Consider the following 20765-nt stretch of genomic DNA (forward strand, 5'->3'; position numbering starts at 1 on the left):
GGCAGCGCTAGCTCATAAGCGCACGCCTGCGTTCGATGCCGCGCGGTTGGGTCAGGCCGAGCGAACGACCGCCAGCATTGAGCCATGAAGCTCCGCGATGGACGTCGTCTGGAACGATCTACCCGATCTGCGAAGTGGAGCGGATGAAGGGAATCGAACCCTCGTCGTGAGCTTGGGAAGCTCCTGCTCTACCATTGAGCTACATCCGCGCGCTGGCGGTTCTGGCATAGGGTCCTGAGCCTCGCAAGGCGAAAGGGGTCCCTTGCGCAGACAGGCCGCCGGCGCGTTTGATCCCCTGGCGGGGCGCCGCCCCCCGCCTGAGAAGCAGCTTGCTTCCCCGCCCGTCAGCCGCGGTAGGTTCTGCGCCATAACGAGAGATCGGGAGGACCTCACCATGATCGGCTATGTGACCTTGGGCGTCAGCGACCTGGAGCGCGCCAAGAGCTTCTACGCAACCGTTCTCGCGCCCCTGGGCGCCAAGCCGGCCTTCGGCAGCGACCGGATGCAGGGCTATTCCAATGGCGCGGGGCCCATGCTCAGCGTCTGCGCGCCCTATGACGGCGAGGCGCCGAGCGCCGGCAACGGGACCATGGTGGCGCTCGCCGCCCCGTCCCGGGAGATGGTGGACGAAATCCATGCGCTCGCCCTGAAGACCGGGGCGGCCGACGAGGGCGCGCCGGGCATCCGCATTCCGAACTTCTACGGCGCCTATTTCCGCGACCTGGACGGCAACAAGCTCTGCATCTTCAAGATGGGCTAGAGCGCGTTCCGATAAGCGGGAACCGGTTATCGGGACGAAACGCGCTCAAGACTTAGAATCTAGAGCGCCGGCGATCAGCCCCAGGGGCGGAAGTGTTTCGACAGCTTCAGCCCCTGGCGCTGATAGTGGGATCCGCCCTCGCCATAGAGCCGATCGGGCTTTTCGGTGAGCGGCTCATAGACCAGGCGCGCCACGGTCTGGCCGTCCTCCAGCAGGAAGGGCGTCTCGTGGCTGCGCACCTCCAGCACCCCGCGCGAGCCGTGACCGCCGGCCTCCTCGGTGCCGAAGCCGGGGTCGAAGAAGCCGGCATAGTGCACGCGGAACTCCCCCACCGAGGGGTCGATGGGCGTCATCTCGGCGGCCTGCAGCACCGGGATCTCCACGGCCTCCTTTGAGGCCAGGATGTAGAATTCGCCGGGATCGAGCAGCAGCTCACCATGGCGCGGGACCAGGGGCTCCCAGAAGTCCCGCGGGTCGTGGCCGTCTTCCTTGTCCATGTCGATGACGCCGGCGTGGCGCCGCGCCCGGAAGCCGGCCACGCCTTCGGTCAGGTCGACGCCGACGCTGCGCAAATCGAGCTTGGGCGGCGCGCCGCGCTTGAGGCGCAGCTGGTTCAGCCGCGTGCCCGCGCGCACCAGGATGGAAAAGGTCTGCGGCGCGATCTCCATATAGATCGGCCCGCCATAGCCCTCGGCCACGTCGTCGAAGGCCGCCCCATGGTCGGTCAGCAGACGCACGAAGACGTCCACCCGCCCCGTGGAGCTCTTGGGATTGGCCCGGGCGGCCACGCCCGGCGGCAGGGCCAGGCCCTCCTGCAGCTCGGCGATATAGACGCAGCCCTTTTCCAGCACCGCGCCCCGGGACAGGTCGAGCTCGTGCATGGCCACGTCTTCCAGACGCTGGACGACCTTGCGCCCCAGCCCCGGCAGGAAGGAGGCGCGCACCCGCCAGGCCCGCGCCCCCAGGCGCAGGTCGAGGCTGGCGGGCTGGACCTGGTCGGCGTCAATGGCCGTGGCGCTGGTGATCGCGCCCTGGGCGATCAGGGCGTCGATGGCCTGGCAGGGCAGGATGCCGGGCGAAAGCTGTGCGTCATTCATCGCAAGGACACTCGCCGCTGGCCCCGAGTCTGACAAGACGCCGTCTGAGCGCTGCGCCTAGGAGCCGCGGCTCTTGACCGGCCAGCCCTGAGGCGGTTGATGCGCACTCCGAGCTTGCCTGCCGGGAGGAGCCCCCATGGCCGAAGATCCGCGCGACTGGAACCTGGAGACCAAGCTGGTCCGCGGGGGCCTCGCCCGCACGGCCTATGGCGAGATTTCCGAGGCCCTGTTCCTCACCCAGAGCTTCGCCTACGACACGGCCGCCGCCGCCGACGCCCGGTTCGCCGGAGATGCGCCGGGCTTCATCTACCAGCGCTTCGGCAACCCCACGACCCAGATGTTCGAGGACCGGCTGGCCCTGCTGGAGGGCGCCGACCTCTGCCGCGCCACGGCGTCGGGTATGTCGGCGGTGCATGTGGCCCTGACCGGCCTGGTGCGGGCCGGCGACCACATCGTGGCCGGCCGCGCCCTGTTCGGCTCCTGCCGCTGGATCCTGTCGGAGTGGATGCCGCGCTTTGGCGTCGAGGTGACCTATGTGGACGCCGTCGATCCCGAGGCCTGGAAGGCCGCCGTGCGGGACAACACCAGGTGCTTCCTGGTCGAAAGCCCGGCCAACCCGCTGCTGGAGGTCACCCCCATCGGCGCCGTCGCCGACATCGCCAAGGCCTGCGGCGCCAGGCTGGTGGTCGACAATGTGTTCGCCACGCCGGTCTTCCAGAAGCCGCTCGCGCTCGGCGCTGACATCGTCGTCTATTCGGCCACCAAGCATATCGACGGCCAGGGCCGCGTCCTGGGCGGGGCGATCCTGGGCGGCGAGGAACTGATGCTCGAAGCCTATAAGGACATCCTGCGCCACACCGGCCCGGCCCTATCGCCCTTCAACGCCTGGGTGCTGCTGAAAGGCCTGGAGACGCTGGACCTGCGGGTGCGCCGCCAGAGCGACAACGCCGCCCATGTGGCTGACGCCGTGGCCGCCCACGCCAAGGTCCGCAAGACGGTCTATTGCGGCCGGCCCGATCACCCGCAGGCCGCCATCATCGCCAACCAGATGACCGGCGGCGGCAATGTGCTGGCCTTCGATCTTGGCAGCCGCGAGGCCGCCTGGCGGTTCCTGGACGCCCTGGAGATCGTCGACATCTCCAACAATCTCGGCGACGCCAAGTCCATGGCCACCCATCCCTGCACCACCACCCACCGGTCGATGCCGGCGGAAGAGCGGGAGTCCATCGGCCTCACCGAGGGCTGGGTGCGGATGAGCGTCGGCCTGGAGAACGCCCAGGACCTGCAGCGCGACGTCGAGCGGGCCCTGGACCAGGCCTAGCCTCCGGTCAGGCTCTCCGGCGTCATCCGATAGGTCTTGGCGCAGTACTCGCAGGTGACGTGAATCCGGCCGTCCGGCTCGACCATGTCGGCGCGCTCCTGCGCGTCGAACGAGGCCAGCACGCCGCGGATGCGCTCCTCCGAACAGCGGCAGACCGCGCTCAGGGCCTGGTCCTCGAACACCCGCACCCCGTCCTCATGGAAGAGGCGGAACAGCAGGGTCTGGCCCGAGATGGTCGGGTCGAGGAGCTCGTCCTCGCCGATGGTCTCGAAGAAGGCCTGGCTGCGGGTCCAGGCCTCTTCGGTGGAGCCGCGGGCCTGATCCTCGGCGACGTTCTGGATCAGCATGCCGCCGGCCCGCCAGCGCAGGCCCTCGCCCACATCGGCCTGACCGACCGCCAGCCGCACCCGCGTCGGGGTCTGTTCGGACTGGGCGAAATACTGCTCGGCGCACAGCGCCAGGGTCTCGCCCTCGATGGCGGTGACGCCCTGGTAGCGGTCCATGTCCGGGCCCTGGTCCACGGTCATGATGAAGACGCCGCCGCCCAGCAGGGTGCGGGCTCCGGGGCGCACAAAGCCCTGCGAGGCCTCGGCCACGGCGTCGGGATCGAACCGGCAATAGCCGCGCAGGTGGCCGGCCGTGTCGTAGTCGGCGACCACGTAGCGCACGGGGCCTTCGCCCTGGGCCTGGACGATCAGCCGGCCTTCGAACTTCAGGGCCGAGCCGACCAGGGCGGCGAGCGCGCAGGTCTCGCCGAGCAGGTTGGCCACCGGCTCGGGATAGGCGTGGGCCGCCAGGATTTCATCGATGGCCGGGCCGAGCCGCACGAGCCGGCCGCGGACCGCGGCGTCCTCGATCTGGAAGGGGCCGACGACGTCGTCGGGGATGGGAAGCGCGTTCTGGGACATGGTGCGGCCATATAGGGACGCCACGCCCCGATTGCGAGCCCCGAGCGCGCCGGCTCAGATCGCCCCGAAGCACCAGGCCAGCACCGACTTCTGGGCGTGGATGCGGTTTTCCGCCTCGTCCCAGATGCGCGAGCGTGGGCCATCCATCACCGCGTCCGTCACCTCTTCGCCCCGATGGGCGGGCAGGCAATGGAGGAAGATGCTGTCCTTGGCGGCCAGGTCCATCAGCTCATCGTCCACCTGATAGGACTCGAAGGCCGCCAGGCGCTCGTCGTGGTCGGTGTCGCCCATGGACACCCAGGTGTCGGTGATGACGCAGTCGGCGCCGCGGACGGCCGCCCGGGGGTCCTCGGTCATGGTCACCTGGCCCTGGATCTCGGCGGCCCGGGCGAGGTCGGTGAGATCGGGGTGATAGACGGTGGGACAGGCGATGTTCAGCTTGAAGCCGAACTTGCCCGCCGCATGGATGAAGCTGGCGCAGACATTGTTGCCGTCGCCGACCCAGGCCAGGGTCCGCCCCTGCACCGGACCGAGATGCTCCTCGAAGGTGAGCAGGTCGGCCAGGATCTGGCAGGGATGGCTCTTGTCGGTCAGGCCATTGATCACCGGCACGGTGGAGGCCATGGCCAGGCGCTCCAGATCCTCGTGGGTGTTGGCCCGGATCATGATGGCGTCGACCATCCGCGACAGCACCTTGGCGGTGTCCTCGATCGGCTCGCCGCGGCCCAGCTGCATGTCGGCCGAGGTGGAGATGATCACGTCGCCGCCCAGCTGGCGCATGGCCGCGTCGAAGGAGAAGCGGGTGCGGGTCGAGTGCTTCTCGAAGATCATGGCCAGCACCCGGTCGCGGGCCGGCGCATCGGCGTCCACGCGGCCCTTGGGCCAACCGGCGCGGGCGGCCTTGCGGGCCTTGGCGTCGTCCAGGATGGCGCGCAGGTCGGCGGACTCCATCCGCCAGAGGTCGAGAAAATGTCTCGGAGTGGAGGTCATCGGGGAGAAAATCCCATCGACCCCGCGCTAGCGCCGGAAATCCGAAGTGACGCGTCTGGGGCGCGGGGTCCTTGATTGATGAGTCCCGGCGTCTGGCCGGGCGTGAAAAAACCTCAGGCCGCGGCGCGCGCCTTGGCACGGGCCCGGTCGCAGGCGCGCTCGAAACGCTCCACCGCCTCGCGGGCCTCGTCCAGGGTGAGGTTCAGCGGCGGCAGCAGGCGGACGCAGTTGTCGCCGCCGCCCGCGATCAGCAGGTGCTCGTCGCGGGCGTGCTGCATGAATTCGCGGTTGGGGGTGGCGAGCTTGACGCCGATCAGCAGACCCTTGCCGCGGATGTCCACCACCACGTCGGGATAGCGGTCGCGCAGGCCCGAAAGCTGCTGGGTGAAATAGCCAGCGACCTCGCGGACATGGGCCAGCAGTTCCGGCTTGGCCAGTTCGTCGAGCGCCGCCCCGCCGACGGCCATGGCCAGGGGGTTGCCGCCATAGGTGGAGCCGTGGGAGCCGACACTCATGGCCGATCCGGCTTCGATGGTGGCCAGGCAGGCGCCGACGGGGAAGCCGCCGCCCAGGGCCTTGGCCACGCACATGATGTCGGGATTGGCCGCGCCGTCGGCCCAGTCATGGGCGAACAGCCGCCCGGTGCGGCCCAGGCCACACTGGATCTCGTCGAAGATCAGCAGGATGCCGTTGTCGTCGCAGAGCTGGCGCATGGCGGTCATCTCGGCCACCGTCATGGCGCGCGCGCCGCCCTCGCCCTGCACCGGCTCGATGATGATCGCCGCCGTGGTCGGGCCGATGGCGGCCTTCAGGGCGTCAGGATCGCCGAACGGGACCTGGACGAAGCCCGGCAGGGGCGGGCCGAAGCCCTCGAGATAGCTCTGATTGCCCGAGGCGTTGACGGCGGCCACGGTGCGGCCGTGGAACGAGCCGTCAAAGCCGATGATGTCGATGCGCTCCACATCGCCGCGGGCCCAGTGATACTTCCGCGCCGTCTTGATGGCGCATTCCACGGCCTCGGCCCCGGAATTGGTGAAGAAGACCACATCGGCGAAGGTCTCGGCGCAGAGCCGCTTGGCCAGCGCCTCCTGGCCGGGAATCTTGAAGATGTTGGAGACGTGCCAGAGCTTCTCGGCCTGGTCCTTGAGGGCCTGGACGAGGCGCGGATGGGCATGGCCCAGCGCGTTCACCGCAATGCCGGCCATGCAGTCCAGATAGGCCTCGCCGTCCGTGGTGAACAGTCGCGCGCCCTCGCCTCGCTCGAACGCCAGCGGGGCGCGGTTGTACACGCCCATGATGTGGTCGCTGGGAACGGTCGCGGCGGACGTCGCGGTCTTGTCGGTCACGGGAGGAAGCCTCCAAAGGAAACGTCCCCGCACGCCGGGCGACGGGGACTGGAAGGCTGGATGTTTTCCGGCGCGAACGGCGCTCTGTCAATGATTTCGGGGGACCGGCGCCTGTTCGCGTGCGCCCTGTGTCTCGCGTGCCGCCTCAGGTCTTGAGCTTGTAGCCGCTCTCGAACATCCACAGGCAGACGCAGGCGAAGGCCACGGCGATGCCGGCGGTCATGCCGATCCCGGTCAGCAGCGAGCCCTCGGCCGTCCCGATGAAGCCATAGCGGAAGCCGTCGATCAGATAGAAGAACGGGTTGAAGTGGCTGGCCGTGCGGAACGGCTCAGGCAGGCGGTCGACCAGATAGAAGGTCCCCGACAGGAAGGTCATGGGCATGATGATGAAGTTGGTGACCGCGGCCATGTGGTCGAACTTCTCGGCCCACAGCCCGGCCATGATCCCCAGCATGCCCAGGATCGCCGAGGCGATCATGGCGAAATAGAGCACCGCCCACAGGTGGGTCAGCGGCAGGTCGGCGAAGGGCAGCACCGCAAGCCAGGTCACCGCGCCAACCAGGAGACCCCGGGTCGCGGCCCCGAGCGCAAAGCCGGCCACATGCTCCAGGGGGGTCAGCGGCGGGGTCATGAAGTCGCCGACCAGGCCGTTGACCTTGGCCTGCAGCAGGCTCGATGAGGCGTTGGCGAAGGCGTTGTTCAGGATGGTCATCATGATCAGGCCGGGCGCGATGAAGGTGGCGAAGGCCACGCCGGCGACCGCCGGTCGGTTCCCGCCGACGGCGACCACAAAGACCATCATGTAGAGGAGCGAGGTCACCACCGGCGCGGCCAGGGTCTGGGTGCCGACCTTCCAGAACCGCTTCACCTCCCGCAGATAGAGGGTGCGGAAGCCGGGCCAATTGAACCCGTGATAGGCCCGCGGCGCGGGCGGGACGGCGGCGGAGATCTGAGCGGCGCGGGCGGGCGACATATCGTTCATGCCGCACATGTGCGCCCTCATGGCGCAGCCTGCAAGGGTGCGACGCGACGACGCTATATGTAGTTCCTGTGGATGGAAGCAGGGGCGCCTATTGTGGCATTTAAGGAATTCTTTACGATATCTAGTAGTTCGTGGGGCGGGGCAATCGCGTCCCCCACAAGATGTAGTTTCGTTCGGCCGCGCGGGGCGGCCCTCGAAACACGCGGCCGTTTTGGGAGGCTCTGATGGGTTGGACTGACGAGCGAGTCGATACACTCAAAAAGCTCTGGCAAGACGGCCTTTCGGCCAGCCAGATCGCAAAACAATTGGGCGGCGTCACCCGCAATGCGGTGATCGGCAAGGTCCATCGCCTGGGCCTGTCGGGACGCGCCATTCCGTCGAAGCCGGCGCGTCCGGTCTTCAAGGCGCCCCGTCCGCAGCGTGCGGCGGCCACGCCGTCTGCGCCGCGTCGGATCGCTGAGCCCGTCGAGGCCGAAGCCGCCCCGGCCCCGGCCCCGGTCCGCTATGTCGAAGAGGCCCCGGGCTCGGCCACGGTGCTGACGCTCGGCGCCCACATGTGCAAGTGGCCGATCGGCGATCCGTCCAGCGACGGCTTCACCTTCTGCGGCCGCCGCGCCAGCGACAGCCCCTACTGCGCCGAACACGCCCGGGTGGCCTATCAGCCCGCCCAATCCAAGAAGCGCGCCGGCGGCTCCGACCTGGCCCGCTCCCTGCGCCGGTATATCTGACAGCGTTCTAAGATCGGCCCGGCGCTCAGGTGGGCTCATAGCCCGCTTGGGGCCGGGCGGTCTTAAGTCCGGGTTTGGCCACCCGAAGCCGAAAGCCTTCCTTCAGGCGCCGGCGCAGGCCGCTCAGGCAAGCCCTTCATCGTCGCGGCGAAACGCGATCCGCGCGCCTATCCCGCCTGCCTCTCGTCCTCTTCCATCAGCAGCCGACTGATTTCACCAAGTAGGCGGGCGGCGTCGATGGGTTTGGCGACGACGCCATTCATACCGGCGGCCAGATACTCGGCGCGTTGATGAACCATGACGTTAGCGGTCAGTCCGATGATCGGCACCTGGCCGGTGGGACCCTTGAGTCCACGGATGGCGCGGGTCGCCTCAACGCCGCTCATGTGAGGCATCTGGATATCCATCAGGATCAGGTCGAAGGCGCCGGCGCGTGCGGCGCTGAGCCCCTCGACGCCATCCGCCGCTTCCACGACAACGGCGCCCAGCCGGGTCAGCAGGGTGCGCGCCACCAGCCGGTTGGTCACATTGTCCTCGACCAGCAGGATGTTGACGCCGTCCAAAAGCTCCCCTTCATCAGCTGGCACCGAGACCGCATCCGCAGCGGCCGCATCAAACGCCATGCAGAAGGTCGAACCCTCTCCCTCGACACTGGTGTAGGTGATCTCACCACCCATCATTCGGGCCAGGGCCTGTGTGATTGACAGCCCAAGCCCGGCTCCGCCGAAGCGGCGAGCGATGTTGGTCTCGGCCTGGCTGAAGCGTTCAAACAGCCGCCGGCGCGCCTCCTCGCTCAACCCAATCCCCGTATCCTCGACCTCCAGCACGACCGTGCAGCGGCCGGCGGTCGCACGGCTGACGGCGAGGCGGGCCGCGACGTGGCCCTGGCCAGTGAACTTCACCGCATTGCCGATCAGATTGAACATCGCCTGCCGCACCCGCACGGGGTCAGCATCGATCCACAGGTCCTCGCCTGCGATCTCGCAGCGCAGATCGACGCCCTTGGCGCGAGCCTCTGCATCGAGCAGCGCGACCACCGTCTTCAGCGCCTCGCCCACATGCATCGGCTCGGGCGCGAGGTCGAGCTGGCCTGCCTCGATCTTGGAGAAGTCCAGTACGTCGTTGAGGAGCTGCGAAAGCATCCGGCCGCACTCGCTAGCCTGGCGCATCAATTCGCGGCCCTCCAGCGAGATAGACTCCCGTTCAAGCAGGTGGAGAGCCCCCAGCACGCCGTTCATTGGCGTACGGATCTCGTGACTCACATTGGCGAGAAATTCGGCCTTGGCCTGGTTGGCGGCATCCGCCTCGGCCTTGGCCGCCCGTAGGGCGTCCTCGGCGGCGATCCTTTCCGTGACGTCCCGATTGACGTCGATTACCCCCACCGGCGCACCGTTCTCGAACACCAGCTTGGCGCTTGTCTGCAGCCAGACCCAGTGGCCATCCTTGTGCTGTACCCGCAGGGTGAGGACTTCGGGTCGATCAGGACTGGCCAGCATCCTACGCAGCGCCCGCGATAGCTCTGGCCGGTCGTCGGGATGAACAAGCTCGGCGCGAAAGGTGCCAATCAGTTCGTCGGGCTGGTAGCCGAGGACCAGCAGAGACCCCGGCGATACGTAATTGCATAGGCCCCGAAGATCGGAACGGACGATGATGTCCGTCACATTTTCGGCCAGCACCTGGAATTGGTGGAGACTCTCGTTCAGCCGCCTTTGCGACACCTGCGCCGAGGGCGTGTCCAGGGCGCGGCCGAGACTGAAGATCATCGCCAGGGTCAGCGCCAGCCAGACGGCTGTCATCTGCTGCCAGTCTCGTCCATCGGCCACGGCAAATACCGCGAGCGCAGCCATGGCGGGGCTCGCCCCCGCGACCAGGAAAATCAGCGGCGTATTGTGGAACAGCATGACGAAGACGGTCGCGACGGCCACCAGCAGGATGCCGCCGCTTGCAATCCCCTCCACTGTGCCACTGGCCAGGAACAGCGCGCCGAGCACAATCCAGGCCACATTGATCCCGATATAGTTCGCCAGGAACGATCTACGGACGCGCCAAGTGATCGCCTCCCCTCTGGCTGCTGGCCGGGTGGCGGACCACGACCAGACTTCCAGCGCCAGTATGCCAGCGAGCCACGTGGCGACGGCTGACACATCGAGGATCATCAGGGCTGTGACGGCGGCGAGCAGGTCGAGCCCCAGGCGGGCGGGCAGGACGCCACGAACGGCGACCGCCGCCTCGTCGAGAATCAGAGCGAGGCCTGGCTTGCAAACCCGTCCGCCGGCTCGCTCGACGGGTTCGGGAGACCGACGGGGCGAGGCGTCAATATCGGCGGAGTCGGAGGGCGCGATGATCATTGAGATTTCGCTCGCGGGGATTGAACCCTGAAGGTTGTCCCAGACGGGTATGCAGGTCCCTAATGCAAGGTGCGTCATATCGTCTTGTCCGAGGACCTCGGCCGGCGATCCGACCACCCGACCGAGCTAGTCAATGGTCGCCAATGGCATGACCGCCAGCACGGTGATCACCCCGCCTTACTCCCACAGCGCCCCCGCCAGTTTTTCCCCGCGCCCCGGTTTTGCCTCACCGCGAGACGGGCTAGCTTCGCGCCATGAGCGACGCCGCGCCTGACTCCAACGCCCAGCCCTATTCGGTCTCCGAGCTCGCCTTCGCGCTCAAGCGGACGCTGGAGGACCGGTATGGCTTTGTGCGCCTACGCGGGGAGCTGTCCAAGGTCACCCACCACGGCAACGGCCACGTCTATCTGACCCTGAAGGACGAGCGCGCGGCCATTGACGGGGTGGTCTGGAAGGGGTCGGTGCGCGGCCTGTCCATCCGGCCCGAACAGGGGCTGGAGGTGATCGTCACCGGCAAGATCACCACCTTCCCGGCCGGCTCCCGCTACCAGATCGTCATCGAAACCATGGAGGCCGCCGGCGTCGGCGCCCTGCTGGCCCAGCTGGAGCGGCTGAAGGCCAAGCTGGCGGCCGAGGGTCTGTTCGAGCCGGCCCGCAAACGCCCCCTGCCGGCCATGCCCGCCGTCATTGGCGTGGTGACCAGCCCGACCGGGGCGGTGATCCGCGACATCCTGCACCGCATCCGCGACCGCTGGCCCTGCCGCGTCGTGGTCTGGCCCGTGGTGGTGCAGGGGGAACAGGCCGCGGGCCAGGTCAGCGCGGCTATCCGCGGCTTCTGCGCCCTGCCGGCGGGCGGCGACCTGCCGCGACCCGATGTGATCATCGTCGCCCGGGGCGGTGGCTCGGTGGAAGACCTCTGGGCCTTTAATGACGAGGCCCTGGTGCGCGCCGTCGCCGCCGCCGACATTCCGATCATCTCGGCGGTGGGGCATGAGACCGACACCACCCTGATCGACTTCGTCTCCGACCGCCGGGCGCCGACGCCGACGGCGGCCGCCGAGATGGCCACCCCTGTGCTGGCCGAGTTGCGGGCGGGTTTGAGCGACCTGCACGCCCGGCTGCATCGCAGCGGCGGCCGTGTGGTCGAGGACCGCCAGGGTCGCGTGCAAAGCGCCGGCCGCAGCCTAGCCCGCGTGCCCGACCTGGTGGAGATGGCCGCCCAGCGCTTCAACCTGGCCGCCGGCCGGCTGAGCGCAGCCCTGCAACGCAACGCCGCGGCCCATGAGCGCGATCTGGTCCGCGTGGCCTCGCGCCTGTCCGCGGGCCTGTTGTTGCGACCCCAGGAAGCCCAGCGGCAGAAGCTCCAGGTGCTCAACACGCGCCTGACCAGCGGCCTGCAACGCAACGCCGCCGACCATGGCCGCGACCTCGCCCGCATCACCGCCCGCCTGACGCCGACCCTGCTGGCCCGACCCCAGGCTGTTCAGCGCCAGCAGCTCGACGCGCTGGCCGCCCGGCTGACGCCGGCCCTCGCCCGGACAACCGAGCGCCTGGCCGAACGCCTGGGCGCAGTGGAGAAGCTGCGGCTGTCGCTCAATCCCGACCGGCCCCTGTCGCGGGGCTTTGCCCGGGTGCAAAGGGCCGATGGCAGCCTGGCCCTGCAAGGCGCCGCCCTGGAGCCCGGCGAGACCGTCGCCCTGGTCTTCGCCGACGCCACCCGCAGCGCCGTGGTCGATGGCGAGCCGGGCGCTCAGCCGCGCTCCGTCGCCGATCCCCGCCCTAGGCCCCGAAAGCCGCCGCTCCCGCCCGCCAGGACCGTTCAGGGCGATCTCTTCTAGCGGCCGCTGACCGGGGCCTGTTCGAGCCCGGCCCGGCGCGCTACATTGGCGTGATGAACGCCCATGATCGCGACCTTTCCGGCAAGCCCGCCGAGCTTGCCGTCCTCCACTATGGCGACGGCGATTTCGTCGTGCTGAAGCCCGGCCGCTTCGTGGCCTGCGCCGTCACCGGCGTCCGCATCCCGCTGGAGGCCCTCCGCTATTGGAGCCCGGCCCTGCAGGAAGCCTATGCCGGCCCCGCCGAGGCCTATGCCCGGTGGAAAGAGCACAACAGCTGATCAGGGGGCTCTGCGCCTTAGGGCTCAGCGCCGCTTGCGGGCATAGGTCTCGTTGGGCCAGCGCTTGTGGGTCCAGAACCATTCCGCGGGACGCTCGGTGATACGCGCCTCCATGAAGGCGTTGATCTGGCCCACCGCCCTGGCGATGTCGGCGCTGCGGTCGCCCGAGGCGGCCGGCTTGATCGGCGGGTGGACGATCACCCGGAAGCGCGCCTTGCCCAGCCGCTGCACCGACATGGGCTGCAGGACGGTGTCGAACCGCAGCGCCAGGCGCGAGGGCCCCGGCGCGGTGTGGGCGAGCTTGCCGAAGAAGGGCGCCGCCACCCCGCCATTGAACTTCTGGTCGTTCATCAAGGCCACGGACTCGCCGCGCCCCAGGGCCTCCAGCACCTCGCGGGCGCCGTCGCCCCCCTTGGGCGCAAACAGCCGGACCCCATAGCGGAAGCGGTTGTCGCGGATGCGCTTGTCGAAATGCGGATTGTTGGCCGCCCGATAGGTCATGTGGCAGACGACGCCGGAATGGGCGATGACCGCGGGCATGATCTCCCAGTTGGAGAGATGGCCCGAGACGAACACCACCGCCTCGCCATTGCGGGCGATCTCGGCGAGACGCTCGCCATTGACGATCTCGATCCGGTCCCCGGCGGCCACGATGCGGTCGATGATCGGAAACTCGGCGAAGGTGCGTCCGGTCTGGACCCACTGTTCGTCGGCCAGGGCGGCGATCGCTTCAGGGGTGAGATCGGGAAAGGCGATCCTGAGATTGCGCAGCACGACCCGGTGGGCGCTGGTCAGGGGGCCAAGGCGGCGCAGGAGCGCGGCCCCGAAGTCCGAAACCGCGTCGATCGGAAAGACCCGCGCCAGCAGGGTGACGGCGTCATAGGCCAGGGCCTCGATACGCCAGGCCAGGTCCTGGGCCAGCCGGCCGCCGGGGGATGATCGCACGCGCGCCATGTCCCCTCTCTAGTCTCGCCACGGCGCTTCGCGCAACGCGAACCAGGATCGCTTGGCGCGCGACTTGCCGAGCCTGGCCCAGGTCGTCCCCCTTCGGGACGGGTTCGGCTCTTAACCGTGAGGGGGAAAGAGACATGGGCAACGAAATCGATGTCCACCTGGGTAAGCGTCTCCGTCGTCGTCGCCGCCTGCTGGGTCTGACCCAACAGCAGCTGGCCGGCGCCTGCGGTGTGAGATTTCAGCAAATTCAGAAGTACGAGTGCGGCGCCAATCGCATTTCGGCCGCCCGTCTCTGGCAACTCTCCGAGGCTCTGGAGGTCCCCGTCGCCTATTTCTACGATGGGCTCGCGGCGATCGCGCAAGGCCGCGCCGAAGCCTGCGACACGGGGGGCGAGGTGCTGGCCAGCAAGGAAACCATGGATCTCATCAAGGCCTACTACCAGCTTGGCGAGCGTCCCCGTCGGCGGCTTCTGGACCTTGCGAAGTCCCTGAACGGCGACGGCGAGCACGGCTGACGCCGTTCCCACATGCCATGGCCGCGCGGCTACGGGATTTCGCCGCGCGGCGCGGCGGGCTAAACCAGGGGCATGCTCAGCCCTGATCGCCTGTCCGCCCTCGAAGACCTGATCCTCGAGTTGAACCAAGCCGCCGCCGAGGTGGCCCTGCCCCTGTTCCGCGCCGATCACGGTCTGGAGAACAAGGGCGGCGCGCCGGGGCTCAACGCCTTCGATCCGGTCACCGCCGCTGATCGCGGGGCCGAGGCGGCGATCCGCAAACTGATCGCTGCGCGCTTCCCCGATCATGGGGTGATCGGCGAGGAGTATGGCGAGGATCGACCGGACGCCGAGTTCGTCTGGGTCCTCGATCCCATCGACGGCACCCGGTCCTTCATCTCGGGCCTGCCGCTCTGGTGCGTCCTGATCGGTCTGCGCCACCAGGGGCGTCCCATTTTGGGTTCGATCGGCCAGCCCTATCTGGACGAGGTCTATGTGGGCCACGCCGGAGGCTCGCGCCTGGTCTCGCGCGGGACCTCGCGACCACTGAAAGTGCGCCCCTGCCCCAAGCTGACCGACGCCACCATTTCCACCACCGACCCTGAAGCCTGCTTCAACGGCGCCGAACTCGGCGCCTGGACCCAGGTGCGGGCGGCCTCGCGGCTGGCGCGTCTCGGCCTGGACGCCTACGCCTATGCGATGGTGGCGGCCGGCGCGATGGACATGGTGATCGAGGCGGGCCTGAAGTCCTGGGACATCGAGGCCGCCATCCCCGTCATCGAAGGCGCCGGCGGCATCGTCACCGACTGGCGCGGGCAGCCTGTGGGGAACTCCGGCGGCCAGGTGGTGATCGCCGGCGACCGGGCCTGCCTGGACGAGGCCCTGGTGGCCCTCAAGCGCTCGGCGACGACGATCTAGCGATCTCGGCGGCCAGGGCGTCGAACTCCGCCCAGAAGGCGGCGCGCCGGGCGTCGGTCTCCATCAGGATCTCGTGCAGGGCGCCCTTGATCACCACCAGCCGCCCGTCGGGCAGGCTGCGGGCCACGTGATCCTGGGCCTCGTTGTCCACCAGCTTCTCCTGCTCGGCCTGGCAGATGACCACCGGGATCGTCACCGAGGCCAGATTGGCCGGGCGGGCGAAGAAGTCGGCGGCGCGCAGGGCGAAGTCCAGCCACCCCCAGGTCGGCGCCCCGAGCGCCAGATCGCGATTGGCCGCGATCAGGGCCCGGCCGCGGGCGAACCGCCCCCGGTCGTGGGTCAGCACATTGGCGTCGAAGGTGTCGTCGAAGGGCTTGCCAGGATCGCCCATGCAATAGCCGCCAGACCGTCCCGTCAGGCGGTTCAGCCCCACCAGCAGGCGCACCGCCTTGGGATAGCGCCCCACCCGCACCCCCAGCATCGGGGCCGACAGGATGGCGCCGGCGAACCGGTCGGCCTGGCCCTTGGCCAGGGCCAGCAAGGTCAGGCAGCCGCCCATGGAGTGCCCCATGGCGATCCACGGCTTGGGCAGGCGGGCCTCGAACTGCGCCAGCAGGGCGTCATAGTCAGCCAGGAAGGGCTCATAGCCGTCGGCGTGGCCCTTCAGGCGGTCGTCGGCCAGATCGCGGTGGGACAGGCCCTGGCCTCGCCAGTCATGGATCAGCACCACGAAGCCGCGGGCGGTCAGGTCGTCGATGACCTCGAAATACTTCTCGATCACCTCAGTGCGCCCGCTGCTCAGCACCACCGAACCTCGAACCTCGCCCTTGGCGGGGAACAGGGCGGCGCGCAGACGCGCCCCCTTATGGCCGACGACCCACTCCGCCGCCCCGCCATCGGGAACCGGGGCTGTGGGGATCGCGATCAGGGGCGCGGACTCGGACATGAGGGCTCTTTCAGGCGGCTTGGGCGAAGAGGGACTGGATCTTCGACTGCATGGACATGGCCAGGCCCATGTCGGACATCCGCATCCGCCGGGTCATCAGGGCCGTCATGGGGTCGAGCCGGCGACGCCCCAGGGCGACGATGTCATCCAGGCTGATGGTCACCACCAGATCAGCCGGGGCGTCCTGATTGGTCACCTGGTCCCCGGCGATGTGGATGAAGCCTGCGCCCTTCAGATCGATCTTGACCACATGGGGCAGCGCCTCGCCGGCCTCCAGGGTCTGGGCGATGCGGGCGGTGAGCTGTTCGATCGTAGCCATTGGGTCTCCGTGAGGCCGCGGAGCTTGGCCCGCAAGGGCGGTGAAGTAAACCGGCGGCGCCCCGTGACAGGCGCCGTCGAATGAGTCAGGATGTTGCGAACAATTCTTAAAAAGGGAAGACGCCCCAGATGCGCAAGCTCGCCGTCGCTGACCTCGACGCCATCTACCGGGCCCCGGGCCAGGTGGTTCTGGACAAGGTGCTGGACCACGTGGAGCGGCACGGTCGCGCCTTCATCGAACGCTCGACCTTTTGCGTGGTCAGCTCGGCAGGGCCCGATGGGGCGCTGGATGTCTCGCCCCGGGGCGGCGAGCCGGGCTTCGTCCATGTCAGCGAGGACGGCAAGACCCTCTTCCTGCCCGATCGGCCAGGGAACAACCGCCTGGACACCCTGCGCAACATCCTGGCCGGCGAGGGCCGGATCGGCATGATGTTCATGATCCCGGGCTTCGACGACGTCTATCGCGTCAATGGCCGGGCCAGCGCCACCGACGACGCCGATCTCCTGGCCAGCTTCCAGGAGTTCGGTCGCCTGCCGCGGCTGGTGCTCATGATCGCGGTGGAGGAGACCTTCCTGCACTGTCCCAAGGCGATCATGCGCGGCAGGCTCTGGGACGCCGAGGCCTATCTGGACCGCAGCGCCCTGCCCAGCGGCGCCGAAATGATCTCCGATCAGCTGAACCTCGGCAAGCTTCCGGTGACCAACGAGCAGATCATCGAAAGCTATCGCAAGGTGCTCTGAAGACGCCTCAGGTCGGCTTGACGAACCGCAGGGTCATGCGGTCGCTCTCGCCGATCGCATCATAGGGGCTGCTGTCGAAGTTGGGATCGGCAGGCTCGCCCCGGGCGGAGGTGCGGCGCACCGGCGGCAGCGTCCAGACGCCGAACGGATGGTCCTTGGTGTCGCGGGGGTTGGCGTTGATTTCGCTGGCCTCGGCGAGGATGAACCCCGCTTCCTGGCCAAGCCTCGCCACATAGGCCTGCTCCACATAGCCGTTTCCGGCGGCGGGATCCTGGACGCCGCCAGGGTTGGCCCGGTGCTCGACCACTCCGAAGATTCCGCCGGGCTTCAAGGCGGCGAACGCGTCGGCGAAGGCCTTGTCGACAATGCCGGCGGCCATCCAGTTGTGGATGTTGCGCGCCGTCAGCACCAGATCGGCTGAGCCGGCCGGCGCCATGGGGCCGCTGGTGGCCCCGAAGGCCGTGATCTCCACGTCGCCATAGAGCCTGGGCCTGGCCCGCAGCTTGGCGCGGTAGGCCTCGACCACCTCGATGGCCGCGGGGTCGTTGGGCTGCAGGTTGGCGGCATAGAGTTTGCCGTTGGACGCGGCCAGGAAGGGCGCAAGGATATCGGTGTACCAGCCGGCGCCCGGCCACACCTCAACCACCGTCATGCCGGGCTTCAGGCCGAAGAAGGTGAGGGTTTCGACCGGATGGCGGGCGGCGTCGCGGGCGACGTCCTGGGGGTCACGCCAGCCGCCGGCGACGGCTTCTTCCAGGGTCATGGCCGAGGCCGGCACGGGCGGATCGCCCGCCTCGTCCCCCCGCCCGCACCCAGCCAGGGCCAGCCCTCCGGCCGCAAGGCCGGAGAGCATCAGGCCCCGTCGCGATAGGATCGGCGACGGCACGGATCAGGACGGCTTCACGAAGCGCAGGGTCATGCGGTCGCTCTCGCCGATCGCATCATACTTGGCCCGGTCGAAGTCGGGGCTGGCGGTCTCGCCCCGAGCGGCGCTCTGGCGCACGGGCGGCAGGGTCCAGACGCCGAAGGGATGATCCTTGGTGTCCTTGGGATTGGCGTTGATCTCGCTGGATTCGGCGAGCTGGAAGCCGGCCTTTTCCGCTGCGGCGACCACGGTGGCGGTCGAAACATAGCCGTCGCGCACGCCCTCGACCTCGGGCCGCGGATCGGCGCGGTGCTCTTCCACCGCCAGGACGCCGCCGGGCTTCAGCACGGCGTAGAAGTCGGCCAGGACCTTGTCCAGCATGCCGTCGCGGGTCATCCAGTTGTGGATGTTGCGGGCGGTCAGAACGAGGTCGGCCGAGCCGGCTTCGCCCAGGGGCTTGGAGGTCGCGCCGAAGCCGGCATAGCTGATCTCGCCGAACACCGCGGCGTCATCGTACTTGGCGGCGAAGGCTTCGCGGCCCTTGCGGGCGGCGTCGGACAAGGCGGGGTCTTCGAGGTCGGCGACGCCGGCCACATAGGTCCCCTCGGTCTTCAGAGCATAGGGCGCCAGGATCTCGGTCCAGTAGCCGCTGCCCGGCGAGATCTCGATCACGGTCTGGCCGGGCTTGAGGCCCCAGAAGACCAGGCTGTCATAGGGGTTGCGGGCGGCGTCGCGGGCCTGGTGAGCCTCGCTCCGCTGCGGGCCGGCGATCACCTCGCGCAGGACGGCGTCCTGCGCCTGGGCGGCCGAGCCAAGGATGAGGGCGCCAAGCGCGCCAGCGATAAGGGCGGGGAACTTGTCGTGAAACATGGTCTGGAGCTCCGGCAAGTCGATTGAGGTCGTGACCCTAGAGGCGCGAGCCGATCTGGCAAGGGCGCGCCGCGATCAAGGCCTTGAAACCGGTGAAACCCACCCCAAATCCTCTGACGAAGGTGCTGGACTTCCGGGCCTTCCGGCCGCTGACGAGGCCTTCGGGCTCGTCGCAGGTCGCATTTGAACGCAACCTTGCTTAGCCAAGAAGGATGTGACGCACATGCGCACGCTCGATTTTTCCCCGCTCTATCGTTCCGTCGTCGGCTTCGACCGCCTGGCGGGCCTGCTGGAAACCGCCGCGGCCGACGCGGCCACCGGCTATCCGCCCTACAACATCGAACGGACCGGCGATAACGACTACCGCATCGAAATTGCGGTGGCTGGCTTCCGGGCCGAGGAACTCGCCATCGAGGTGAAGGAAAACCTCCTCACCGTGCAGGGTCGCAAGGCCGCCAACGAGGAAGCCCGCCGCTTCCTGCATCGCGGCCTGGCCGAGCGCGACTTCGAGCGCCGGTTCCAGCTGGCCGACTATGTGGTGGTGACCGAGGCGGCTCTTTCCGATGGCCTGCTGTCCATCTCGCTGCGTCGCGAACTGCCCGAGGCGCTCAAGCCCCGGCGGATCGAGATCAGCAACGGGACGCCCTCGACCCTGATCGAAGGCGAGAAGGCGGCCTAAGGGCCGGCCTCCACAACCCAGGCCGAAGAGCGGGCGGCGCGGTGACGCGCCGCCCTTTTCCGTGGTCGGACAAAAAGGTCAGGCGCCGGGAAACTCGAACCCAAGCGCCAGGGACATGTCGGCGCCCCGCAGGCTCGCGCCCCGCATCAGGGCGCCGGAAAAATTGCAGCCCCGCACATCGGCCTCATCCAGGATGGCGCCGGTCAGGTCGGCGCCCTGGGCCTTCACATAGCGCAGCTTGGCGTGGTGCAGGTCGCCGCGGTTCACACGGTCGGCGCTGAGCGGCAACGGCCCCAGGATCGCTTCGCGCAGATCGGCCTTGGTCAGCCGCGCCCCGGCCAGCTTGGCGCCGCGCAGATCGGCCCCCCGCAGGCAGATGCCGCGCATGTCGGCGTTCTCGAGGTTGGCGCCCTGGAGATGGGCGCCGGAGAGATCGAGGCCGACCATCACCGCGCCCCGGGCGCTCATCACCGACAGGCGCATGTTCCGAAGCCGCTGGTCGAGGGGGCGCAGGTCCTGGTTGTTGAAGCTGGCCGGCTTGCCCTCACGGCCCCCGGACTTGCACCAGACCTGGTTGGCCTTGGCCATTTCATAGAACTCGGCGGCCTGATCGACCGCCGCCTGGCTGGGCGCGTGTAGCACCCCATCCATATTGGCGCCAGAGGTGCGCGCGGTGCGAATATCGATCCCGGTCATCACCGCATCGACCAGGCGCGCGCCCTCCAGATTGGCGCCGGAGACGTCGGCCCAGTCCATGATCGCGCCTTCGAGATTGGCGTCCTTCATGTTGGCGCGGTTCAGCTTGGCGCCGCGCATGGAGCAGTCGGTGAAATCGGTGGCGAAGGCCGAGACCTCCTCCATCTGGGAGCCGTCGAGATTGGCCCCCTGGAAATTGGCGTGGTCCAGGTCGCCCTGACGCTGATGATGGGTGAGCGAGGTCAGGCCCTTGGACGGATGCGGCACGGCGATCTGGCCGACGCGGAAATCGGCCTGGGTCAGGTCGGCCTCGCTGAGGTCTGCGCCTCGCAGGCAGGCGCCCCTCAGATCGGCCCGGGTGAGATTGGCCTTGCGCAGGTCGGCCTTGCGCAGGTCGCAGCCGAAAAGATTGGCCCGCGACAGATTGGCGCCGACAAGCCGCGCGCTGTCGAACACCGACGAGGACAGATCGGCGTCCTGCAGATTCCGGCCAGACAGGTCCACGCCGGTAAAGTCGATGAATCGCAGGGCCGCCAGCTTCCCCCCGGGACGGCCGGTGATGAATCGCTCATGGGCGGCAAGGACCATTTCGATCTCGCCGGGCGAGAGCTTGCGGCGGCCGGTAAGAGCGATGGCGGCTGACACCTGGACGGTTCCCCTCGGTTGAGCGATCTCGCGACCTTTAGCC

At 68.5% G+C, this 20765-nt stretch carries 21 protein-coding genes and 1 tRNA gene; 9 read left to right on the plus strand and 13 right to left on the minus strand.

Annotation, left to right across the window (positions count from 1 at the left end; translation table 11 throughout):
* Positions 1–135 precede the first annotated feature (135 nt).
* Positions 136–209, minus strand: a tRNA-Gly gene (locus Q8L83_RS17745).
* 185 nt (positions 210–394) lie between these two features.
* Between Q8L83_RS17745 and Q8L83_RS17750 the strand changes: the two genes are divergently transcribed.
* A complete protein-coding gene (locus Q8L83_RS17750) occupies positions 395–760 on the plus strand; it encodes a VOC family protein (RefSeq protein ID WP_305289347.1) in 366 nt (121 codons plus the stop codon).
* 74 nt (positions 761–834) lie between these two features.
* On the opposite strand, the gene Q8L83_RS17755 is transcribed toward Q8L83_RS17750, so the two are convergent.
* Complete coding sequence (locus tag Q8L83_RS17755; protein WP_305289349.1) at positions 835–1857, minus strand: 2'-deoxycytidine 5'-triphosphate deaminase; 1023 nt, start codon at positions 1855–1857, stop codon at positions 835–837.
* 136 nt (positions 1858–1993) lie between these two features.
* On the opposite strand from Q8L83_RS17755, the gene metZ reads away from it, so the two are divergent.
* Positions 1994–3178 carry an O-succinylhomoserine sulfhydrylase gene (gene metZ / locus Q8L83_RS17760; protein WP_305289351.1) on the plus strand — a complete coding sequence of 395 codons (1185 nt, stop codon included), beginning with the start codon at positions 1994–1996 and terminating at the stop codon, positions 3176–3178.
* Here the strand turns inward: metZ and Q8L83_RS17765 are convergent.
* From Q8L83_RS17765 to Q8L83_RS17780, 4 genes are all read right to left on the minus strand, one after another.
* Positions 3175–4086, minus strand: a complete 912-nt coding sequence (locus Q8L83_RS17765; RefSeq protein ID WP_305289353.1) for an Hsp33 family molecular chaperone — start codon at positions 4084–4086, stop codon at positions 3175–3177. The two genes, metZ and Q8L83_RS17765, sit on opposite strands and share 4 nt — an antisense overlap.
* 54 nt (positions 4087–4140) lie before the next feature.
* Positions 4141–5076 carry an ornithine carbamoyltransferase gene (gene argF, locus Q8L83_RS17770; protein ID WP_305289354.1) on the minus strand — a complete coding sequence of 312 codons (936 nt, stop codon included), beginning with the start codon at positions 5074–5076 and terminating at the stop codon, positions 4141–4143.
* Positions 5077–5189: 113 nt separating this feature from the next.
* A complete protein-coding gene (locus Q8L83_RS17775) occupies positions 5190–6371 on the minus strand; it encodes an aspartate aminotransferase family protein (protein WP_305289404.1) in 1182 nt (393 codons plus the stop codon).
* Positions 6372–6567: 196 nt separating this feature from the next.
* Complete coding sequence (locus Q8L83_RS17780; RefSeq protein ID WP_305289355.1) at positions 6568–7404, minus strand: ABC transporter permease; 837 nt, start codon at positions 7402–7404, stop codon at positions 6568–6570.
* 224 nt (positions 7405–7628) lie between these two features.
* Between Q8L83_RS17780 and Q8L83_RS17785 the strand changes: the two genes are divergently transcribed.
* Entirely contained in the window at positions 7629–8132 is a 504-nt protein-coding gene (locus Q8L83_RS17785) for a GcrA family cell cycle regulator (RefSeq protein WP_300575768.1), read from the plus strand.
* A gap of 167 nt (positions 8133–8299) precedes the next feature.
* On the opposite strand, the gene Q8L83_RS17790 is transcribed toward Q8L83_RS17785, so the two are convergent.
* On the minus strand, positions 8300–10480 hold the full coding sequence (locus Q8L83_RS17790) for a response regulator (RefSeq protein WP_305289360.1): 2181 nt from the start codon (positions 10478–10480) through the stop codon (positions 8300–8302).
* A 254-nt stretch (positions 10481–10734) separates the two neighbouring features.
* Here Q8L83_RS17790 and xseA point away from each other — a divergent pair, with 254 nt between their 5' ends.
* Both xseA and Q8L83_RS17800 read left to right on the plus strand, forming a co-directional pair.
* A complete protein-coding gene (xseA, locus tag Q8L83_RS17795) occupies positions 10735–12318 on the plus strand; it encodes an exodeoxyribonuclease VII large subunit (protein ID WP_305289362.1) in 1584 nt (527 codons plus the stop codon).
* 53 nt (positions 12319–12371) lie between these two features.
* On the plus strand, positions 12372–12596 hold the full coding sequence (locus Q8L83_RS17800; RefSeq protein WP_305289364.1) for a DUF2093 domain-containing protein: 225 nt from the start codon (positions 12372–12374) through the stop codon (positions 12594–12596).
* 24 nt (positions 12597–12620) lie between these two features.
* Here the strand turns inward: Q8L83_RS17800 and Q8L83_RS17805 are convergent, their stop codons facing one another.
* Positions 12621–13541 carry a lysophospholipid acyltransferase family protein gene (locus Q8L83_RS17805; RefSeq protein WP_305289366.1) on the minus strand — a complete coding sequence of 307 codons (921 nt, stop codon included), beginning with the start codon at positions 13539–13541 and terminating at the stop codon, positions 12621–12623.
* A 143-nt stretch (positions 13542–13684) separates the two neighbouring features.
* Here Q8L83_RS17805 and Q8L83_RS17810 point away from each other — a divergent pair, with 143 nt between their 5' ends.
* Together Q8L83_RS17810 and hisN are read left to right on the plus strand one after the other, a co-directional pair.
* Positions 13685–14065, plus strand: coding sequence for a helix-turn-helix domain-containing protein (locus Q8L83_RS17810; protein WP_305289368.1), 381 nt, complete (start codon positions 13685–13687; stop codon positions 14063–14065).
* 72 nt (positions 14066–14137) lie between these two features.
* Positions 14138–14962: a histidinol-phosphatase gene (hisN, locus tag Q8L83_RS17815; RefSeq protein ID WP_305289370.1), complete on the plus strand. Its 825-nt coding sequence runs from the start codon at positions 14138–14140 to the stop codon at positions 14960–14962.
* Here hisN and Q8L83_RS17820 read toward each other — a convergent pair.
* Positions 14937–15908, minus strand: coding sequence for an alpha/beta fold hydrolase (locus Q8L83_RS17820; protein WP_305289373.1), 972 nt, complete (start codon positions 15906–15908; stop codon positions 14937–14939). The two genes, hisN and Q8L83_RS17820, sit on opposite strands and share 26 nt — an antisense overlap.
* 10 nt (positions 15909–15918) lie before the next feature.
* A complete protein-coding gene (locus tag Q8L83_RS17825; RefSeq protein ID WP_305289375.1) occupies positions 15919–16227 on the minus strand; it encodes an SCP2 sterol-binding domain-containing protein in 309 nt (102 codons plus the stop codon).
* Positions 16228–16355: 128 nt separating this feature from the next.
* On the opposite strand from Q8L83_RS17825, the gene Q8L83_RS17830 reads away from it, so the two are divergent.
* Positions 16356–16967 carry an MSMEG_1061 family FMN-dependent PPOX-type flavoprotein gene (locus Q8L83_RS17830; RefSeq protein WP_305289377.1) on the plus strand — a complete coding sequence of 204 codons (612 nt, stop codon included), beginning with the start codon at positions 16356–16358 and terminating at the stop codon, positions 16965–16967.
* 7 nt (positions 16968–16974) lie between these two features.
* Here Q8L83_RS17830 and Q8L83_RS17835 read toward each other — a convergent pair whose 3' ends face one another.
* Positions 16975–17820, minus strand: coding sequence for a class I SAM-dependent methyltransferase (locus tag Q8L83_RS17835; RefSeq protein ID WP_370868415.1), 846 nt, complete (start codon positions 17818–17820; stop codon positions 16975–16977).
* A 36-nt stretch (positions 17821–17856) separates the two neighbouring features.
* Positions 17857–18702: a class I SAM-dependent methyltransferase gene (locus tag Q8L83_RS17840; protein ID WP_305289381.1), complete on the minus strand. Its 846-nt coding sequence runs from the start codon at positions 18700–18702 to the stop codon at positions 17857–17859.
* A 223-nt stretch (positions 18703–18925) separates the two neighbouring features.
* Here Q8L83_RS17840 and Q8L83_RS17845 point away from each other — a divergent pair, with 223 nt between their 5' ends.
* The gene (locus Q8L83_RS17845; protein WP_304716087.1) at positions 18926–19381 is read left to right on the plus strand and encodes an Hsp20 family protein; all 456 of its coding nucleotides are present in this window, start codon (positions 18926–18928) and stop codon (positions 19379–19381) included.
* A 78-nt stretch (positions 19382–19459) separates the two neighbouring features.
* Here the strand turns inward: Q8L83_RS17845 and Q8L83_RS17850 are convergent, their stop codons facing one another.
* Entirely contained in the window at positions 19460–20722 is a 1263-nt protein-coding gene (locus tag Q8L83_RS17850) for a pentapeptide repeat-containing protein (protein ID WP_305289384.1), read from the minus strand.
* Positions 20723–20765: the final 43 nt, after the last annotated feature.

The sequence above is a fragment of the Phenylobacterium sp. genome, from assembly GCF_030680185.1.
Taxonomy (GTDB): domain Bacteria; phylum Pseudomonadota; class Alphaproteobacteria; order Caulobacterales; family Caulobacteraceae; genus Phenylobacterium.

Bases quoted from the DNA above. Each gene is read 5' to 3' on its own strand.
- Q8L83_RS17750 (WP_305289347.1), top strand. From the start codon at position 395: ATGATCGGCTATGTGACCTTGGGCGTCAGCGACCTGGAGCGCGCCAAG.
- Q8L83_RS17755 (WP_305289349.1), bottom strand. From the start codon at position 1,857: ATGAATGACGCACAGCTTTCGCCCGGCATCCTGCCCTGCCAGGCCATC.
- metZ (WP_305289351.1), top strand. From the start codon at position 1,994: ATGGCCGAAGATCCGCGCGACTGGAACCTGGAGACCAAGCTGGTCCGC.
- Q8L83_RS17765 (WP_305289353.1), bottom strand. From the start codon at position 4,086: ATGTCCCAGAACGCGCTTCCCATCCCCGACGACGTCGTCGGCCCCTTC.
- argF (WP_305289354.1), bottom strand. From the start codon at position 5,076: ATGACCTCCACTCCGAGACATTTTCTCGACCTCTGGCGGATGGAGTCC.
- Q8L83_RS17775 (WP_305289404.1), bottom strand. From the start codon at position 6,371: ATGGGCGTGTACAACCGCGCCCCGCTGGCGTTCGAGCGAGGCGAGGGC.
- Q8L83_RS17780 (WP_305289355.1), bottom strand. From the start codon at position 7,404: ATGAACGATATGTCGCCCGCCCGCGCCGCTCAGATCTCCGCCGCCGTC.
- Q8L83_RS17785 (WP_300575768.1), top strand. From the start codon at position 7,629: ATGGGTTGGACTGACGAGCGAGTCGATACACTCAAAAAGCTCTGGCAA.
- Q8L83_RS17790 (WP_305289360.1), bottom strand. From the start codon at position 10,480: ATGATCATCGCGCCCTCCGACTCCGCCGATATTGACGCCTCGCCCCGT.
- xseA (WP_305289362.1), top strand. From the start codon at position 10,735: ATGAGCGACGCCGCGCCTGACTCCAACGCCCAGCCCTATTCGGTCTCC.
- Q8L83_RS17800 (WP_305289364.1), top strand. From the start codon at position 12,372: ATGAACGCCCATGATCGCGACCTTTCCGGCAAGCCCGCCGAGCTTGCC.
- Q8L83_RS17810 (WP_305289368.1), top strand. From the start codon at position 13,685: ATGGGCAACGAAATCGATGTCCACCTGGGTAAGCGTCTCCGTCGTCGT.
- hisN (WP_305289370.1), top strand. From the start codon at position 14,138: ATGCTCAGCCCTGATCGCCTGTCCGCCCTCGAAGACCTGATCCTCGAG.
- Q8L83_RS17820 (WP_305289373.1), bottom strand. From the start codon at position 15,908: ATGTCCGAGTCCGCGCCCCTGATCGCGATCCCCACAGCCCCGGTTCCC.
- Q8L83_RS17825 (WP_305289375.1), bottom strand. From the start codon at position 16,227: ATGGCTACGATCGAACAGCTCACCGCCCGCATCGCCCAGACCCTGGAG.
- Q8L83_RS17830 (WP_305289377.1), top strand. From the start codon at position 16,356: ATGCGCAAGCTCGCCGTCGCTGACCTCGACGCCATCTACCGGGCCCCG.
- Q8L83_RS17835 (WP_370868415.1), bottom strand. From the start codon at position 17,820: ATGCTCTCCGGCCTTGCGGCCGGAGGGCTGGCCCTGGCTGGGTGCGGG.
- Q8L83_RS17840 (WP_305289381.1), bottom strand. From the start codon at position 18,702: ATGTTTCACGACAAGTTCCCCGCCCTTATCGCTGGCGCGCTTGGCGCC.
- Q8L83_RS17845 (WP_304716087.1), top strand. From the start codon at position 18,926: ATGCGCACGCTCGATTTTTCCCCGCTCTATCGTTCCGTCGTCGGCTTC.